The 16,705-nt window shown below is 63.3% G+C and carries 16 protein-coding genes; 15 read left to right on the top strand and 1 reads right to left on the bottom strand.

Translation table 11 applies throughout. From position 1 onward, the window contains the following. The first annotated feature begins 9 nt into the window (after nt 1-9). The 7 genes from trpA to CEJ45_RS09865 all read left to right on the top strand — a co-directional run bounded on the left by trpA (nt 10) and on the right by CEJ45_RS09865 (nt 7,974). Entirely contained in the window at nt 10-807 is a 798-nt protein-coding gene (gene trpA, locus CEJ45_RS09835; RefSeq protein ID WP_088754950.1) for a tryptophan synthase subunit alpha, read from the top strand. A 197-nt stretch (nt 808-1,004) separates the two neighbouring features. After that, a complete protein-coding gene (gene accD, locus CEJ45_RS09840) occupies nt 1,005-1,874 on the top strand; it encodes an acetyl-CoA carboxylase, carboxyltransferase subunit beta (RefSeq protein WP_088754951.1) in 870 nt (289 codons plus the stop codon). A 131-nt stretch (nt 1,875-2,005) separates the two neighbouring features. Then, nucleotides 2,006-3,319 (top strand): bifunctional tetrahydrofolate synthase/dihydrofolate synthase, encoded by a 1,314-nt coding sequence (folC, locus tag CEJ45_RS09845; protein ID WP_088754952.1) that lies wholly within the window; start codon nt 2,006-2,008, stop codon nt 3,317-3,319. Nucleotides 3,320-3,425: 106 nt separating this feature from the next. Then, the gene (locus CEJ45_RS09850) at nt 3,426-4,412 is read left to right on the top strand and encodes an SPOR domain-containing protein (RefSeq protein WP_088754953.1); all 987 of its coding nucleotides are present in this window, start codon (nt 3,426-3,428) and stop codon (nt 4,410-4,412) included. A gap of 34 nt (nt 4,413-4,446) precedes the next feature. Further along, nucleotides 4,447-4,947 carry a CvpA family protein gene (locus tag CEJ45_RS09855; protein ID WP_088754954.1) on the top strand — a complete coding sequence of 167 codons (501 nt, stop codon included), beginning with the start codon at nt 4,447-4,449 and terminating at the stop codon, nt 4,945-4,947. 96 nt (nt 4,948-5,043) lie between these two features. Beyond that, nucleotides 5,044-6,564 (top strand): amidophosphoribosyltransferase, encoded by a 1,521-nt coding sequence (gene purF / locus CEJ45_RS09860; RefSeq protein WP_088754955.1) that lies wholly within the window; start codon nt 5,044-5,046, stop codon nt 6,562-6,564. Nucleotides 6,565-6,732: 168 nt separating this feature from the next. Further along, nucleotides 6,733-7,974, top strand: a complete 1,242-nt coding sequence (locus CEJ45_RS09865) for a cystathionine gamma-synthase family protein (protein WP_088754956.1) — start codon at nt 6,733-6,735, stop codon at nt 7,972-7,974. A gap of 111 nt (nt 7,975-8,085) precedes the next feature. On the opposite strand, the gene CEJ45_RS09870 is transcribed toward CEJ45_RS09865, so the two are convergent. Continuing rightward, nucleotides 8,086-8,682: an LOG family protein gene (locus CEJ45_RS09870; RefSeq protein WP_088754957.1), complete on the bottom strand. Its 597-nt coding sequence runs from the start codon at nt 8,680-8,682 to the stop codon at nt 8,086-8,088. A 249-nt stretch (nt 8,683-8,931) separates the two neighbouring features. On the opposite strand from CEJ45_RS09870, the gene CEJ45_RS09875 reads away from it, so the two are divergent. The 8 genes from CEJ45_RS09875 to dapA all read left to right on the top strand — a co-directional run bounded on the left by CEJ45_RS09875 (nt 8,932) and on the right by dapA (nt 16,656). Continuing rightward, nucleotides 8,932-9,948 carry a patatin-like phospholipase family protein gene (locus CEJ45_RS09875; protein ID WP_088754958.1) on the top strand — a complete coding sequence of 339 codons (1,017 nt, stop codon included), beginning with the start codon at nt 8,932-8,934 and terminating at the stop codon, nt 9,946-9,948. A gap of 103 nt (nt 9,949-10,051) precedes the next feature. Then, nucleotides 10,052-10,954 carry an alpha/beta fold hydrolase gene (locus CEJ45_RS09880; protein ID WP_088754959.1) on the top strand — a complete coding sequence of 301 codons (903 nt, stop codon included), beginning with the start codon at nt 10,052-10,054 and terminating at the stop codon, nt 10,952-10,954. A gap of 136 nt (nt 10,955-11,090) precedes the next feature. After that, the gene (locus CEJ45_RS09885; protein ID WP_088754960.1) at nt 11,091-11,933 is read left to right on the top strand and encodes a 3',5'-nucleoside bisphosphate phosphatase; all 843 of its coding nucleotides are present in this window, start codon (nt 11,091-11,093) and stop codon (nt 11,931-11,933) included. Between the two features lie 64 nt (nt 11,934-11,997). Continuing rightward, nucleotides 11,998-12,873, top strand: coding sequence for a protease HtpX (gene htpX / locus CEJ45_RS09890; RefSeq protein ID WP_088754961.1), 876 nt, complete (start codon nt 11,998-12,000; stop codon nt 12,871-12,873). An 86-nt stretch (nt 12,874-12,959) separates the two neighbouring features. After that, nucleotides 12,960-13,595 carry an L-threonylcarbamoyladenylate synthase gene (locus tag CEJ45_RS09895; protein ID WP_088754962.1) on the top strand — a complete coding sequence of 212 codons (636 nt, stop codon included), beginning with the start codon at nt 12,960-12,962 and terminating at the stop codon, nt 13,593-13,595. A 90-nt stretch (nt 13,596-13,685) separates the two neighbouring features. Continuing rightward, the gene (locus tag CEJ45_RS09900) at nt 13,686-14,345 is read left to right on the top strand and encodes a site-2 protease family protein (RefSeq protein WP_088754963.1); all 660 of its coding nucleotides are present in this window, start codon (nt 13,686-13,688) and stop codon (nt 14,343-14,345) included. Nucleotides 14,346-14,406: 61 nt separating this feature from the next. After that, nucleotides 14,407-15,606, top strand: coding sequence for a tryptophan--tRNA ligase (locus CEJ45_RS09905; protein ID WP_088754964.1), 1,200 nt, complete (start codon nt 14,407-14,409; stop codon nt 15,604-15,606). A gap of 171 nt (nt 15,607-15,777) precedes the next feature. Continuing rightward, nucleotides 15,778-16,656: a 4-hydroxy-tetrahydrodipicolinate synthase gene (gene dapA / locus CEJ45_RS09910; protein ID WP_088754965.1), complete on the top strand. Its 879-nt coding sequence runs from the start codon at nt 15,778-15,780 to the stop codon at nt 16,654-16,656. Nucleotides 16,657-16,705 lie beyond the last annotated feature (49 nt).

The following is a 16,705-nucleotide window of genomic DNA, read 5'->3' on the forward strand; positions in this document are numbered from 1 at the left end:
CATCTCATCATGTCCAGAATCCAGACCACCTTCTCCCAACTGGCCGAGCAGAAGCGCAAGGCCCTCATTACCTTCATTACCGCCGGCGACCCGGCTCCCGAGCTGACCGTGCCGCTGCTGCATGCGCTGGTGGCCGGCGGCGTCGACATCCTCGAACTGGGTGTGCCGTTCTCCGACCCCATGGCCGAAGGCCCGGTGATCCAGCGCGCCTGCGAACGCGCCCTGAAATTCGGCATCAGCACCCACGACGTGCTGGGCTATGTGCGTGAATTCCGCAAGACCAACAGCCACACCCCCATCGTGCTGATGGGCTATGCCAACCCCATCGAACGCTTTGGCGTGGATGCCTTCATCGCCGCAGCCAGCGAAGCGGGCGTGGATGGCACCATCGTGGTGGACTATCCGCCCGAGGAATGTGAAGAATTCTCCCAAAAGATGCAGGCCCAGGGCATGGACCCGATCTTCCTGCTGGCCCCGACCTCCTCGGAAGAGCGTATCCGCCAGGTGGCGGCCGTCAGCAGCGGCTTCTGCTATTACGTTTCGTTGAAGGGCGTCACCGGCGCCGGCCATATCGACACGGCCGAAGTGGCCGAGCGCATCGCCGCCATCCGCCAGCACGTGAAGCTGCCCATCGCGGTGGGCTTCGGCATCCGGGATGGCGCTACCGCCCGCACCGTCGGCAGCGTGGCCGATGGCGTCGTGATCGGCAGCCGCATCATCGCCGAGCTGGAAAATACCCCGCACGACAAGGCCTGCGAAGCAGTGCAAGCCTTCGTCACCGATATCCGCCAGGCGCTGGACGCCTGAACGGCAGCGCCCCGGCCTGGCAGGGCAGGGGAGTGCAATGAGGAGCCTCCGGCAGCGTCCGGGGGCTTTGTTTTTTGATATGGCGCAAGCCGGCAGCGGGCAGTTTATTGCCATCAGGAAAGCATGACCGTGCTTTACGTCCGCCGCCGGTGGGCTCTGGTACAATGCGCGCCACCGGAAACATCTATGAGGTCTCTATGAGCTGGCTCGAGAAGTTATTGCCACCCCAGATTCAACGCGGCTCCACCAGCCGCAAAGCCATCCCGGAAGGTTTGTGGGTCAAGTGCCCCTCCTGCGAGGCCGTGCTGTACCGTACCGACCTGGAATCGAACCTGCATGTCTGCCCCAAGTGCAGCCACCACATGCGCATCCGCGCCCGCGCTCGTCTCGATGCCCTGCTCGACGAAGGCGGCCGCTATGAGATCGGCCAGGAAGCCCTGCCGGTCGATACCCTGAAGTTCAAGGACAGCAAGAAGTACCCTGATCGCCTCAAGGACGCCATGGAATCCACCGGCGAAACCGACGCGATGGTGGTCATGGGCGGCGCCATCATGACCCTGCCGGTCGTGGTGGCCTGCTTCGAGTTCGAATTCATGGGCGGTTCCATGGGCTCCGTGGTCGGCGAGCGCTTTGCGCGCGGTGCCCAGGCGGCATTGGAACAGAAGGTCCCCTTCATCTGCATCACCGCCACGGGCGGTGCGCGCATGCAGGAAGGCCTGCTGTCGCTGATGCAGATGGCCAAGACCACCGCCATGCTGACCAAGCTGTCGGAAAAGAAGCGGCCCTTCATCAGCGTGCTGACCGACCCGACCATGGGCGGCGTTTCGGCATCCTTCGCCTTCATGGGCGACGTGGTGATGGCCGAACCCAAGGCACTGATCGGCTTTGCCGGCCCGCGCGTGATCGAGAACACGGTGCGCGAGAAGCTGCCAGAAGGCTTCCAGCGTGCTGAATTCCTGGTTACCAAGGGCGCCATCGACATGATCGTCGACCGCCGCAAGATGCGCGAGGAAATCGCCCATCTGCTGGCCCTGCTGCAAAATCAGTCCGCCGAAACGGTTTCCTGATTAGCCGCTATACTTCAGGCCCGGATTTGCAGAAGTGCAAATCCGGGCTTTGTCTTTTCGACATCCGCAAGCCGTAATCCGTAATCCGTAATCCGTTTTTCGAGCAGCCGCTTCACCGACCGAGACGCGCCATGACTTCCCAAGCCTCCCCGACTCCCGCCACCCTCAATGAATGGCTGGCCCTGCTGGAACAACGCCATTTCAAGCAGATCGACATGGGCCTGGACCGCGTGCAGGCCGTGAAGGAAAAGCTCGACATCCGCTTCGACTGCCCCGTCATCATGGTGGCCGGCACCAATGGCAAGGGTTCTACCTGTGCCATGCTGGAATCGATCCTGTTGCGCGCCGGTTACCGCGTGGGCCTGTACATCAAGCCGCATTTCCTGCATTTCAATGAACGTGCCCGCCTGTCCGGCGACATGGCCAGCGATGCCCAGCTGATTGCCGCCTTCGAAGCGGTGGAAGCGCAGCGCGGCGACATCTCGCTGACCTATTTCGAATTCACCACCCTGGCGATCATGAAGCTGCTGGCCGATGCCAAGCAGGATGTGGTGATCCTGGAAGTCGGCCTGGGCGGGCGCCTGGATGCGGTCAACGTGATCGATGCCGATGTGGCCATCGTCACCAGCATCGACATCGACCACACCGAATACCTGGGCGAGACCCGCGAAGAGATCGGTTTCGAGAAGGCCGGCATCTTCCGTCCCGGCAAGGTGGCCGTGTGCGGCGACCCGGTGCCGCCCAAGTCGCTCATTGCCCACGCCGAGAAGATTGGCGCCGACCTGTGGCTGATGGGCCGTGATTTCAATTACCAGGGCGACAAACAGCAATGGGCCTACGGCGGACGTGGTATGCGCCGCAATTCGCTGGCCTATCCCAGCCTGCGCGGCGCCAACCAGATCTTGAACGCCTCGGCCGCCTTGGCCGCGCTGGAAGCCCTGCGTGAAGTGCTGCCCGTGGGTGCCCAGGAAGTGCGTACGGGCCTGGCCACGGTGGAGCTGCCGGGCCGCTTCCAGGTGCTGCCGGGCCAGCCGCTGGTGATCCTGGATGTGGCGCACAATCCGCATGCGGCCGCCACGCTGGCGCAGAACCTGGACAACATGGGCTTCCACCCTTATACCTATGCGGTGTTCGGCTCCATGCTGGACAAGGACATCGAAGGCGTCATCGGCCACCTCAAGGACAAGATCGACCACTGGTGCGTGACCGATCTGCCGCTGCCGCGCGCGGCCAGCGCGCAACAGCTCAAGGAAGCCCTGCTGGGCGCCGGCGTGCAGCCGGAATTCAGGCGGGACGCGGCGCGCAGCGTAGAAACCTTCACTACACCGGCCGAGGCGTATGCAAATGCATTAAGCAGAGCAGGGGAGAATGATAGAATTGTGGTTTTCGGGTCCTTCCTGACCGTAGCCGGCGTCATGCAGGCGCGCCGCCCCGGTCTGCACTGATCCCGAACCCGCGTTCCGGAGCCGGCCGCCTTTGCCCGGCGGTGCCAGGGCCTGAGTGGCCAGGCAGGTTTTCCACGATTTCCAGATCAATTCAAGACGACTCCGCATGGGCTTGTTCTCGTTTTTCCGTAAAAACAAGCAGGATTCTTCTGCTGACCAAGGGTCCTTCCGTTCACGTTCCGAGGAGCAATCTTCCGTCATCCGCAGCCGTAGCAGCCGCAGTGCAGCCAACGGCGCCGCTGGCACCGGCCGCAGCAGCCGCAGCAAGGCGGGCAAGGATGCCGCCGCCGATCCGCTGTTGCCAGAAAAGAAACGCGCCCGCCGCCGCCTGATCGGCGCCGTCGCGTTGGCACTGGCGGTGGTGATCGTGTTGCCGATGATCCTCGATTCCGAGCCCAAGCCGCTCAACGACGACATCGCCATCCAGATCCCGTCCAAGGACCAGCCGGCTGCCGATGCGGCCCAGCCGGGTGGCCGCGATGCCAAGCAAGCCTCGCTGGACCAGAAGGAAGAGATCGTCGAGCCGTCCAGCATCGCCCCTGAACCGGCTGCAGCCACACCGGCTGCCCCGGCCCAGCCGGTGACGCCGCCGGTGGCCGCGGTGGCGCCCAAGGTGGTGGAGAAGGCGAGCGAAAAACCGACCGAAAAGCCGGTCGAGAAGCCCGTTGAAAAGCCGGTGCACAAGGCCGAGGAAAAGAAGCCGGCCGTGGCCGAGCACAAGGAAGAACCGAAGAAGGAAGCTGCCAAGCCCAAGGCCCCTGCGCACACCGCCGACGACGATGCGGCGCGAGCGCTGGCGATTCTGGAGGGCAAGCCGGCCAGTGCGGCTGCGGCCCCGGCGGAGAAGAAACCGGCCGCTGCTGGCGGCAAGTTCGTCATCCAGGTGGCTGCGCTGGCCACCCAGGATAAGGTCAATGAATTGCGCAACAAGCTCAGCGCCGCCGGCATCCATTCGTATACGCAAAAGATCGCAACCGAGGCAGGAGAGCGCACGCGCATTCGCGTGGGCCCCTTCGCCAGCCGCGAGGAAGCCGAGCGCATGGGCGGCCGAATCAAGAAGCTGGGCCTGAATGCCACGATTGTTCCTGCTTGAATTTGGCTACAGATAGCCGCATATTGTTGTCATCGTGACGATATTTGACTACCTGGTGCTGCTGATCCTTGTTTGTTCAGTGATCATCGGCACCCTGCGCGGACTGGTGCGCGAGGTGTTGTCCCTGGCCGGCTGGATCGTCGCGCTGGTGGTGGCCAATACTTATGGCGAGGCGCTGTCGACGATGTTGCCCGATGTGGTGCCGGGTGAACTGACGCGCTTGATCGTGGCCTTCATTGCGCTGTTCATCGGTACGCGCCTGTTGATGGCGCTGGTGGCCAAGACGCTGGGCGAGCTGGTCAAGGCGACCGGCCTGGGTTTCCTCGATCGCACGCTGGGCAGCATTTTTGGCGTGGCGCGCGGGGTGTTGCTGGTGGTCGCGGTGGCCTTGCTGTGCGGTACCACGGCCATTCCGCAGCAGGATTTCTGGAAGCAGGCACGCTTCAGCCCCTGGGTCGAGCAGGCCGCCGAAGCGGTGCTGCCTTACCTGCCGGGCAAGCTGGCCGAGCATGTGAGTTTTTCCACTCCGGTGTGAGCGGATGGACGGCCCCGTGGCGGGGACCTCCGGATCGCGGGAGTGGCGTGGCAGTCGTGGTTCATTTTCGTTTTCGTTTTTCGTTAGGAGTCCACCATGTGTGGCATCGTCGGTATCGTCTCTCATAGTCCCGTCAACCAGATGCTGTATGACGCGCTGCTGCTGCTGCAGCACCGCGGCCAGGATGCGGCGGGGATCGCAACCAACCACAGCAACGGTTTCTCGATGCACAAGGCCAATGGCCTGGTGCGCGACGTGTTCCGTACCCGCAACATGCGCTCGCTGCCCGGCAACACCGGCATCGGCCAGGTGCGCTATCCGACCGCAGGCAGCTCGTCCTCGGAAGAAGAAGCGCAGCCCTTCTACGTCAATGCCCCCTTCGGCATCATCCTGGCGCACAACGGCAACCTGACCAATGCGGAACAGTTGAAGATCGAGATGTTCAAGAACGATCGCCGCCACATCAACACCGATTCCGATACCGAAGTGCTGTTGAACGTGCTGGCCCACGAGATCCAGCAAGCCACCACCGGCTACTCGCTCGATCCGGCGGCGCTCTTCAAGGCCGTGGCCATGGTCCACAAGCGCGTGCGCGGCTCCTACGCCGTGGTAGCGCAGATCGCCGGTTATGGCCTCCTGGGCTTCCGCGATCCGTACGGCATCCGGCCGATGTGCCTGGGCTTCAACGAGAGCGACAAGGGCATCGAATACATGATGGCCAGCGAATCGGTGGCCCTGGAAGGCATGGGCTTCCGCTTCCTGCGCGACGTCAACCCGGGTGAAGCGATCTTCATCGACAACGACGGCAAGCTGTACAACCAGCAATGCGCCGAAAACCCGACGCTGAACCCCTGTGCCTTCGAATACGTCTACCTGGCCCGTCCGGACTCCATCATCGATGGCGCCTCGGTCTACGCCACCCGCCTGAAGATGGGCGAGTTCCTGGCCGACAAGATCCGCAGCCAGTTCAAGCATGGCGAGATCGACGTGGTCATGCCGATTCCCGATTCCTCGCGTCCGGCGGCCATGGAACTGGCCCTGAAGCTGGGCATCGAGTACCGTGAAGGCTTCATCAAGAACCGCTACATCGGCCGCACCTTCATCATGCCGGGCCAGGCGCTGCGCAAGAAGTCGGTGCGCCAGAAGCTCAACGCCATCGGCAGCGAGTTCAAGGGCAAGAACGTGCTGCTGGTGGATGATTCCATCGTGCGCGGCACCACCAGCCGTGAAATCGTGCAGATGGCCCGCGAGTCGGGTGCCAAGAACGTGATCTTCGCGTCGGCCGCGCCGCCGGTGAAGTTCCCCAACGTGTACGGCATCGACATGCCGACCCGTGACGAACTGATCGCCTTCGGCCGCAGCGACGAAGAGGTTTGCCGCGAGATCACCGCCGATGCCCTGGTGTACCAGGACGTGGAAGCCCTGAAGCGTGCCATCTCCGACGCCAACCCGGCCCTGAAGCAATTCGAGGCCTCCTGCTTCGACGGTCATTACATTACCGGCGACATCACCCAGGAATACCTGGACCGCATCGAATACGCCCGCAAGAACCCCAAGCCGGCGCTGGAAGATGTGGTGCGTTCCCAGCTGAACCTGAACCTGGCGCGCGTGGACTGATCTTCGCCGCCTGACCCCAGGCTGGACCAGGACGCCGGTGGCCGCTTTGGCGGCACCGGCGTTTTGCGTTGATGTGCCGTGCGAACCAGCCGGCGGGAATCTGGCTTATCATTTTGCCTTTGGCCCTACGCCGGCCTTGCTCATTTCTTCTGCCTTTCCGACTACGCGATGAACGATAAAAAGACCTACGGCTTCACCACCACCATCCTCCACAGCGACCGCCAGAAGGGCATCGAACACGGCTCGCTGCACAAGCCCATCCACACCTCCGTGACCTTCGGCTACGAAGATGCGCGCCAGCTGGCCGAAGTGTTCCAGGGCAAGCAGCCCGGCTATCGCTATGGCCGCCAGGGCAACCCGACGGTGTCGGCGCTGGAAGACAAGATCACCAAGATGGAAGAAGGCAAGTCCACCATCTGTTTTGCCACCGGCATGGCCGCCATTGGTGCCATCGTCCAGGGCTTGCTGCGCGAGGGCGATCATGTGGTGTCGTCGGCTTTCCTGTTCGGTAATACCAATAGCCTGTGGATGACGGTGGGCGCGCAGGGTGCCAAGGTCTCCATGGTGGATGCTACCGATGTGAAAAATGTGGAAGCGGCCATCACGCCGCAGACCCGCCTGGTCTTCGTGGAAACCATCGCCAACCCGCGCACCCAGGTGGCGGATTTGAAGCGCATCGGCGAACTGTGCCGCGAGCGCGGCATCCTCTACGTGGTGGACAACACCATGACCTCGCCCTACCTGTTCCGTCCCAAGACGGTCGGGGCCGGCCTGGTGGTCAATTCGCTGACCAAGTCCATCGGCGGCCACGGCAATGCCCTGGGTGGGGCCCTGACCGATACCGGTGAATACGACTGGACGCGCTACCCGCACATTGCCGACAGCTACAAGAAGAACCCGGCCCCGCAATGGGGCATGGCGCAGATCCGCGCCAAGGCGCTGCGCGACTTCGGCGCGACGCTGGGTCCGGAAGCAGCACACCACATCGCCGTCGGCGCCGAGACCATGGCCCTGCGCCAGGAACGTGAATGCAAGAATGCGCTGGCGCTGGCCCAGATGCTGGAAGCCGATCCGCGCGTGGCGGCGGTCTACTATCCGGGGCTGGAGTCGCATCCGCAGCACGCCCTGTGCAAGCAGCTGTTCCGCTCCTTCGGCAGCCTCATGTCATTCGAGCTGAAGGACAGGATCGACTGCTTCGATTACCTCAACCGCCTGAACCTGGCCGTGGCGGCCAGCAACCTGGGCGACACCCGCACGCTGGTGATCCCGGTGGCGCACACCATCTTCTACGAGATGGGCGCCGAGCGCCGCGCCAGCATGGGCATCGCCGAATCGTTGATTCGTGTCTCCGTGGGCTTGGAAGATACCGATGACCTGGTGGCTGATTTCCGCCAGGCGCTGGAGGCCTGATCTACGCTGGTTTCAAGCCGAAGTGAAGAAAACGACACGCCCGTCGCCTCGCAAGAGGGACGGGCGTTGTTCTTGGTGCTGCCAGGTGAACGCTTGTGTAAAAAACCGGTGTCAGGGCACCAGGTTGGCCACCGCTTCCCGATCGGCCCACTTGGTCTTGTAGGTCGGCTTGAAAGTCTGGAAGCGTTCGATCAGCTTGACCGGATCGGCCTCATGCATCATCAGCCCGGACTGGTCGCTGCTGACGAAGCGCTGCGAGACCAGGTGGTCGACGAAGGCGATCAGGTTGTTGTAGAAGCCGTCCACGTTGTACAGGCTGATCGGCTTGTAGTGGAAGCCCAGCTGGGCCCAGGTCAGCACTTCGAACAGTTCTTCCAGGGTGCCCATGCCGCCGGGCATGGCCACGAAGCCATCGGACAGCTCGGCCATCATGGCCTTGCGTTCGTGCATGTCCTTGACGATGTGCAGGCGGGTCAGGCCATCGTGGCCCAGCTCCTTGTCCAGCAAGGCTTTGGGGATGACGCCGGTGGCTTCGCCGCCCAGCTTCATGACTTCACTGGCGATGATGCCCATCAGGCCCACATTGCCGCCGCCATAAACCAGGGCGATGTTGTTCTTCACCATCTCCTGGGCCAGCTTGCGCGCCGCCTCGGCATAGGCCGGGGAAGCGCCGGGGGAAGAACCGCAATATACGCAAATCGATTTCATGTGTCCTCTGCTGTGTCCGTCGTTACGTCAGTACATGGTTACAATGGCTGAGCTGGATGGCAGGATGTTTCCTCCTGGAATCAACATGTCTGTCCAAGCTGCCACTATCTCCAGCCGTCTTCCTGTTATACCATGATAGTGCAGTGCAGCATAAGCCGAAGTGGTGACGCCGGCGTGACAGCGCCACTGCTCCTGCGCCCGGCCTCATCGTGCGGGCCTGTCACGCGGCACGTGAAGATAAAGGACATCATGTCGAACAAGATCGTCAGTCTGGCCCTGCAAGGCGGGGGCTCGCATGGCGCCTTCACCTGGGGCGTGCTGGATCGTTTGCTGGAGGATGGCCGGCTGGACCTGGAAGGCATCAGCGGTGCCTCGGCCGGGGCCATGAATGCGGCGGTGATGGCCCAGGGTTACGTGCAGGATGGCCGCGACGGTGCCCGCGCCGCGCTGGAGCGCTTCTGGACTGCGCTCTCCAATGGCGTGCCGATGGACCATGTGACGGCCGAAGGCGCGCCCGTCATCGCCAACCCCGCACCACTGCCCGGCATGCAGGCACTGCTGGCGATGACGCGCTTCTTCTCGCCCACGCAATTGAATCCGCTGGATATCAATCCGCTGCGCGATATCCTGGTGGAGCAGGTCGATTTCGAACGCTTGCGCACCCAGCGTGAACTGAAATTGTTCATTGCGGCCACCCAGGTCAGCACCGGCACGTTGAAGATCTTCCGCAACCCCGATCTGTCGGTGGAAGTGCTGCTGGCCTCGGCCTGCCTGCCTTCGCTGCACCGGCCCATCGAGATCGATGGCGAAGCCTATTGGGATGGCGGCCTGACCGCCAACCCGCCGATTTTCCCGCTCCTGCATTCCTGTGCCGCGCGCGACGTGATGGTGGTGCTGCTGCATCCCAGTCGCCGCGCCGGCACGCCCACCTCCAGCCACGACATCGGACAGCGGCTCTCGGAGATCAGCTTCAGCTCGGCCTTCTTCACCGAACTGAGCGGACTGGCCCTGGCCAAGCGCGAGGCCGAGAATTCGACCCTGGCCTTCGGCTCGCTGGAGCGGCGGCTGCGCCAGCTCAACATCCACATGATCGATGCCAATGAACTGATGGAGCAGCTGACCAACCTCTCCAAGCTCAATACCCAGGCCAGTTTCATCGGCAGCCTGTTCCAGCAGGGCCGCGAGCGCGCCTCCGAATGGCTGGAGCAGAACTTCGCCCAGATCGGTCATACATCCACCTTCGACCTCGGGCGTTTCCTTCCCTGAGACGGCTGGCGGGGCAGGGCGGACGCACGATCGTTCACTTTTGTCTATACTTTGCGGCTTGATCCTTCGTTCCGCCCCGCAGTACCGACAAAAAAGACAAGCCATGCGCCAAACCATCGCCAAGAAAACCTCCCGTTCCGAATTCCTCGACGTGCGCGGCCTGCGCTACCACGTGCGCCACTGGGGCGACCCGCAGGCCCCCAAGATCTTCATGATGCACGGCTGGATGGATATGTCGGCCTCGTTCCAGTTCATGGTCGATGCCCTGCAAGGGGAGTGGCATGTGATCGCCCCCGACTGGCGCGGTTTCGGCCTGACCGAGCGGGCCCCGGCGCAGTCCTACTGGTTCCCCGATTACCTGGCCGACCTCGACGCCATCCTCGACCACTATGCCGGCGAGGAGCCCATCAACCTGCTCGGCCACAGCATGGGCGGCAACGTGGTGAGCCTGTATGCGGGCGTGCGGCCCCAGCGCATCAAGCGGCTGGTGAACCTGGAAGGCATCGGCCTGCCCACGGCCAAGCCGGAGCAGGCGCCGGGACGCTTCACGCAATGGCTGGACGAGATGAAGAACCGTCCGGTGCTGCGCGGCTACGAGACGCTCGAGGAAGTCGCGGCACGGCTGCAGAAGAACAATGCGCGCCTGTCCGACGAGCGCGCCGGTTTCCTGGCCCGGCACTGGGCGCAGCAGGATGAGAGCGGCCTGTGGCAGATCCTGGGTGATCCGGCCCACAAGCAGGTCAGCCCCATCCTGTACCGGGTCGATGAAATGATGGCGTGCTGGAGCCGCATCACCGCCCCGGTGCTGTGGATCGAGGCGATTGACAGCGATATCTGGCGTTTCTTCGGTCCGGCTTCGTTGAAACGTGAAGAAATCGACCGCCGCATCGCCTGTATCCCGAAGACGCAGGTGGAGATGATCGCCGATGCCGGCCACATGCTGCATCACGACCAGCCCGAACGGCTGGCGCAACTGATCGAGGCTTTCCTGCAGCAGCCGGCCTGAGGCCGGCCGCATCGTGCGGTGCAGTGCGGGGTCGGCACCAAGCGCGTAAAATGGAAACATTCCAATCACCCGGACCTCCCTGACCGGCGGCAGCCACAAGCGACCGGCGCGGTCGCTGAGGTCATTGCGACTTCCTATGTCTGAACTCAAGTTCGATCTGCATTGCCACTCCAACGTCTCCGACGGCCTGTTGCCGCCGGAAGAGGTGGCCGCGCGCGCCAAGGCCAATGGTGTGGGCGTATGGGCGCTGACCGACCACGATGAAGTGGGCGGCGTGGCACGCGCCCGTGCGGCCGCGCGCGCGCTGGGCATGGAACATGTCGCTGGCGTGGAAATTTCGGTCACCTGGGCCGGGCATACGGTGCATATCGTGGGCTTGCGTATCGACGAGACCAACCAGGACCTGGTTGAAGGACTGGCCGCCACCCGCAACGGCCGCGAACGCCGCGCCCGCGAGATCGCCGAGGCGCTGGACCGGCACGGCATCTGCGGTGCGTATGAAGGTGCGTTGAAGCACGTGGGCAATCCCGACCTGATCTCGCGCACGCACTTTGCGCGCTACCTGGTCGAATGCGGCACCTGCTGCGATACCAAGGAAGTCTTCGCCAACTACCTCACCGAAGGCAAGCCCGGCTACGTGCCGCACCGCTGGGCCACGCTGGAGGAGTCGGTGCGCTGGATCCGCGGGGCCGGCGGGGTGGCGGTGATCGCCCATCCGGGCCGCTACAAGTACACCCAGACCCAGTTCTGCGCGCTCTTCGACGAGTTCAAGCAGCTGGGCGGCGCGGCCATCGAAGTCAATACCGGCAGCCATACGCCGGAGCAGTACCAGGAATACGCCCAGGTAGCGCGCAGTTACGGCTTTCTGGCCTCGATGGGTTCGGATTTCCACGGTCCGGGCGAGTCGCGCATGGACCTGGGCGGACTGCCGCCGCTGCCCACCGGGGTCAAGCCGGTCTGGCACGACTGGGGGCTGTGAAGCCCTTGAATTCAGCCGGCCGATTCCTATCTAATAACCACTTTTCTGATAGGAGTTTTCCCCGATGAAACGCATCCTGCTGTTTATCGCCACCAACATCGCCGTGCTGGTGGTGATGAGCGTGATCCTCTCCCTCTTGGGCGTGGACCGCTTCCTCACTCGTTCCGGCCTGAACCTGCCGATGCTGATGGTGTTCTCGCTGGTGGTCGGTTTCACCGGATCGATCATCTCCTTGCTGATGAGCAAGAGCATGGCCAAGTGGTCCACCGGCGCGCGCGTGATCGAAACGCCCATGAACGGTACCGAAGCCTGGCTGCTGCAGACCGTGGGCAAGCTGGCCCAGCGCGCCGGGATCGGCATGCCGGAGGTGGCGGTCTATGACGGTGAGCCCAACGCTTTTGCCACCGGTGCCTTCCGCGATTCGGCCCTGGTGGCGGTCTCGACCGGCCTGCTGCAGGGCATGACGCAGGAAGAAGTGGAAGCCGTGCTGGGCCATGAGGTGGCCCACATCGCCAATGGCGACATGGTGACGATGACCCTGATCCAAGGCGTGGTGAATACCTTCGTGGTGTTCCTGTCGCGGGTGGTCGGCTATTTCGTGGATTCGGCCCTGCGCCGCAACAACGAGTCCTCCGGCCCCGGCATCGGCTACATGGTGACGGTGATGGTGTGCCAGGTGGTCTTCGGTATCGGCGCCTCGATCATCGTGGCCTGGTTCTCGCGCCATCGTGAATTCCGGGCCGATGCCGGTGCCGCCCGCCTCTTGGGGACGCCCCAGCCGATGATCAATGCCCTGGCGCGCCTGGGCGGCTTTTCGCCGGAAGGCCTGCCGCAGAACATGGCAGCCCTGGGCATCAGCGACAAGCCCGGCATCATGGCGCTGTTCTCGACACACCCGCCGCTGGAACAGCGCATCGCCGCCCTGCGCGGCCAGCGCTAAGCCCGGCGGGCAGCGACAACGGCGGTGGCGACACCGCCGTTGTGCTTTTTACGATTTGGATTTGGATTGGAAACGGAAACCGCATCATGAGCCAGTTTTTCGAGATTCACCCTGACAACCCGCAGCTGCGCCTGATCAAGCAAGCCGCGCAGATCATCCACAAGGGCGGCCTGGTGGCCTTGCCTACCGACTCCTGCTACGCGCTGGTGTGCCAGCTGGACAACAAGGATGCCGTCGAACGCGTGCGCCGCATCCGTGGCGTGGACGACAAGCACCACCTGACCCTGCTGTGCCGTGACCTCTCCGAGATCGCCCAGTATGCCAAGGTCGACAACCGCCAGTACCGCCTGCTCAAGGCCGCCACGCCGGGGGCCTATACCTTCATCCTGGAAGCCACCAAGGAAGTGCCGCGCCGCCTCTCGCACCCCTCGCGCAAGACCATCGGCCTGCGCGTGCCGGAGAACCGCATCGCCCACATGCTGCTGGAAGAACTGGGCCAGCCGCTGCTGGGAACCACCCTGATCCTGCCGGACGAAGACTTGCCGCTGACCAGCGCCGAAGACATCCGCAGCCATCTGGAAAAGCAGATCGACCTGGTCATCGACAGCGGTGCCTGCAGCCTGGAGCCGACCACCGTGATCGATCTCACCGATGACAATGAGCCGGTGCTGGTGCGGCAGGGCAGGGGAGATGCCGGCATCTTCGGTTTGCAGGCTGCATAAGCGAAGTAGTTGTCCTTCCCACCCGGCGCGCCGAACCTGCCCTGAGCGAATCCGGGGCAGTTCGTTGTCCCTCTGCTAAAATCCCCGCCCATGAACGAACTCATCCAGACCGTCGCGGTTTACGCGCTGCCCGTGCTTTTCGCCATTACCCTGCACGAGGCGGCCCATGCCTATGCGGCCAAGTTTTTCGGGGATACGACTGCTTATTCGATGGGGCGCATGAGCCTCAACCCGCTCAAGCACATCGATCCCTTCGGTACCATCCTCATTCCCATCCTGCTGTACTTCGCCACCAGCGGTGCCTTCCTGTTCGGCTATGCCAAGCCGGTGCCGATCAACTTCGGCCACCTGCGCAAGCCCAAGCGCGACATGGCCTGGGTCTCGCTGGCCGGCCCTGCGGCCAACTTCTTCATGGCGCTGCTGTGGACGCTGGCCATCTATGCCCTGGTGCTGGGCGGGGTGCAAGAAGAATTCTTCATGCTCATGGCCAAGGCCGGGGTGCTGACCAACCTGGTGATGTTCGCCTTCAACCTGTTCCCGATCCCGCCCCTGGATGGCGGTCGCATCCTCACCAGCCTGTTGCCGAACAAATACGCCTACAAATTCGCCCAGATCGAGCCCTACGGCTTCTTCATCGTCATGGCGCTGGTGCTGCTCAAGGTGATCTACACCTGGTGGATGGCGCCGGTGATGTATGTGGCCAGCAAGCTGCTGCAGCTCATTACCTTCCCCATTTCCTTGTTGTTCTGATTGTTCACCGAGTTGATCCCGTTCATGTCGAACCGCCAACCGCCAACCCACGCCAAACGCCATGTATCCTGACCGCGTCGTCTCCGGCATGCGCCCCACGGGCGCGCTGCACCTGGGCCACTATCACGGTGCCCTGAAGAACTGGGTCAAGCTGCAGTCCGAGCTGCCCTGCCTGTTCTTCGTGGCCGACTGGCATGCACTGACCACCCATTACGACGATCCCTCCGTGATCGAGACCAGCACCTGGGAAATGGTGATCGACTGGCTCGCTGCCGGGGTCGATCCTGCCCAGGCGACGCTGTTCATCCAGTCGCGCGTGCCCGAGCACGCCGAACTGCACCTGCTGCTGTCCATGGCCACCCCGCTGGGCTGGCTGGAACGCGTGCCGACCTACAAGGACCAGCAGGAAAAGCTGGCCGACCGCGACCTGGCCACCTACGGCTTCCTGGGCTACCCGCTGCTGCAGGCGGCCGACGTGCTGATCTACCGCGCCAGCCAGGTGCCGGTGGGTGAGGACCAGGTGCCGCACATCGAGATCATGCGCGAGATCGCGCGCCGCTTTAACCACCTGTACGGCAAGGAAAAAGGCTTCGAGGAAAAGGCCCTGGCTGCCACCAAGAAGCTGGGCAGCAAGCGCGCCAAGCTGTACCTGGAACTGCGCACGCAATTCCAGGAAAAGGGCGATGATGAAGCCTTGGAACAGGCCAAGGCCATGCTGGATGATGCCCAGAACCTGTCGATGATCGATCGTGAACGTTTGTTCGGCTATCTCGAAGGCAGCCGCAAGTTGATCCTCACCGAGCCGCAGGCCATGCTGACCGAGGCTTCGCGCCTGCCGGGGCTGGATGGAGCCAAGATGTCCAAGAGCTATGGCAATGCCATCGCCCTGCGTGAAGATGCGGCTTCGGTCACCAAGAAGGTCAAGACCATGCCGACCGACCCGCAGCGCGTGCGCCGCAGCGATCCGGGCGATCCGGACAAATGCCCGGTCTGGCAATTCCACCAGGTCTATTCCCCGTCGGAAGTGAAGGAATGGGCAGCCAAGGGCTGCCGTTCGGCCGGGATCGGTTGCCTGGAGTGCAAGCAACCGGTGATCGATGCCATCCTGCAAGAGCAGCAGCCGATGCTGGAACGTGCCCAGCCTTACCTGGATGATCCCTCGCTGGTGCGCGCCATTGTCGCCGATGGCTGTGACAAGGCACGCAAGCTGGCCCAGGACACCATGCGCGACGTGCGCGAAGCCATGGGGCTGGGTTATTGAGTGATTGACCGGCGGCAAGCGGGTTTGAGGCCGTCGCGGGGCCCGCAGGGGCGGGTTCTCCGGCTTTTTTTACGTCCGCTTTCAACTGTAGCAGCCGCAAATTGACCTGATGAGGCGTCTATCCGCTACAATCAGGCCTTTATTCTGACCACCACCTTACATACGCACACCATGATCAAGGGTAGCATTGTTGCAATCGTCACTCCCATGCATCCGGACGGCAGCCTCGACTACGACGGCCTGCGCAAGCTGATCGACTGGCATATCGCCGAGGGAACCGACAGCATCGTCATCGTCGGTACCACCGGCGAATCGCCCACCGTCTCGATGGAAGAGCACTGCGAACTGATCAAGGTCGCGGTCGAGCATACGGCCAAACGCATCCCCATCATCGCCGGTACCGGCGGCAATTCCACCGCCGAAGCCATCGAGCTGACCGCCTTCGCCAAGAAGGTCGGCGCCGACGCCTCGCTGCAGGTGGTGCCCTACTACAACCGTCCGACCCAGGAAGGCATGTACCTGCACTTCAAGACCATCGCCGAAGCGGTGGATCTGCCGGTGATCCTGTACAACGTGCCCGGCCGTACGGTGGCCGACATGAGCAACGAGACCATCCTGCGCCTGGCGCAGGTCAAGGGCATCGTGGGTGTGAAGGACGCCACCGGCAACATCGCCCGCGGCACCGACCTGATCCGCCTGGCCCCCAAGGATTTCGCGGTCTACTCCGGTGACGACGCTACCGCCATCGCCTTGATGCTGTATGGCGGCGCCGGCAACATCTCGGTGACGGCCAACGTCGCCCCGCGCGACATGCACGAGCTGTGCGTGGCCGCCATGAGCGGCAACATCGCCCGTGCCGTGGAACTGAACAACAAGCTGCTGCCGCTGCACAACAAGCTCTTCGTCGAGCCCAACCCGGTGCCGGTGAAGTGGGCCATGCAGGAGATGGGCCTGATCCCGTCGGGCATGCGCCTGCCGCTGGCGCCGCTGGGTGCGTCCTTCCACGACACCGTCCGTGCCGCCCTGCGCGAGTCCGGCGTCTTAAACTGATCGGCTTGGCCGCTTTGGCGCAGGTCTCCTGAAATCCGATTCCGCTTTC

Source organism: Herbaspirillum aquaticum (assembly GCF_002213425.1).
In the GTDB taxonomy this organism is placed as follows: Bacteria; Pseudomonadota; Gammaproteobacteria; order Burkholderiales; family Burkholderiaceae_D; genus Herbaspirillum; species Herbaspirillum aquaticum.

Bases quoted from the DNA above. Each gene is read 5' to 3' on its own strand.
- trpA (WP_088754950.1), top strand. From the start codon at position 10: ATGTCCAGAATCCAGACCACCTTCTCCCAACTGGCCGAGCAGAAGCGC.
- accD (WP_088754951.1), top strand. From the start codon at position 1,005: ATGAGCTGGCTCGAGAAGTTATTGCCACCCCAGATTCAACGCGGCTCC.
- folC (WP_088754952.1), top strand. From the start codon at position 2,006: ATGACTTCCCAAGCCTCCCCGACTCCCGCCACCCTCAATGAATGGCTG.
- CEJ45_RS09850 (WP_088754953.1), top strand. From the start codon at position 3,426: ATGGGCTTGTTCTCGTTTTTCCGTAAAAACAAGCAGGATTCTTCTGCT.
- purF (WP_088754955.1), top strand. From the start codon at position 5,044: ATGTGTGGCATCGTCGGTATCGTCTCTCATAGTCCCGTCAACCAGATG.
- CEJ45_RS09865 (WP_088754956.1), top strand. From the start codon at position 6,733: ATGAACGATAAAAAGACCTACGGCTTCACCACCACCATCCTCCACAGC.
- CEJ45_RS09870 (WP_088754957.1), bottom strand. From the start codon at position 8,682: ATGAAATCGATTTGCGTATATTGCGGTTCTTCCCCCGGCGCTTCCCCG.
- CEJ45_RS09875 (WP_088754958.1), top strand. From the start codon at position 8,932: ATGTCGAACAAGATCGTCAGTCTGGCCCTGCAAGGCGGGGGCTCGCAT.
- CEJ45_RS09880 (WP_088754959.1), top strand. From the start codon at position 10,052: ATGCGCCAAACCATCGCCAAGAAAACCTCCCGTTCCGAATTCCTCGAC.
- CEJ45_RS09885 (WP_088754960.1), top strand. From the start codon at position 11,091: ATGTCTGAACTCAAGTTCGATCTGCATTGCCACTCCAACGTCTCCGAC.
- htpX (WP_088754961.1), top strand. From the start codon at position 11,998: ATGAAACGCATCCTGCTGTTTATCGCCACCAACATCGCCGTGCTGGTG.
- CEJ45_RS09895 (WP_088754962.1), top strand. From the start codon at position 12,960: ATGAGCCAGTTTTTCGAGATTCACCCTGACAACCCGCAGCTGCGCCTG.
- CEJ45_RS09900 (WP_088754963.1), top strand. From the start codon at position 13,686: ATGAACGAACTCATCCAGACCGTCGCGGTTTACGCGCTGCCCGTGCTT.
- CEJ45_RS09905 (WP_088754964.1), top strand. From the start codon at position 14,407: ATGTATCCTGACCGCGTCGTCTCCGGCATGCGCCCCACGGGCGCGCTG.
- dapA (WP_088754965.1), top strand. From the start codon at position 15,778: ATGATCAAGGGTAGCATTGTTGCAATCGTCACTCCCATGCATCCGGAC.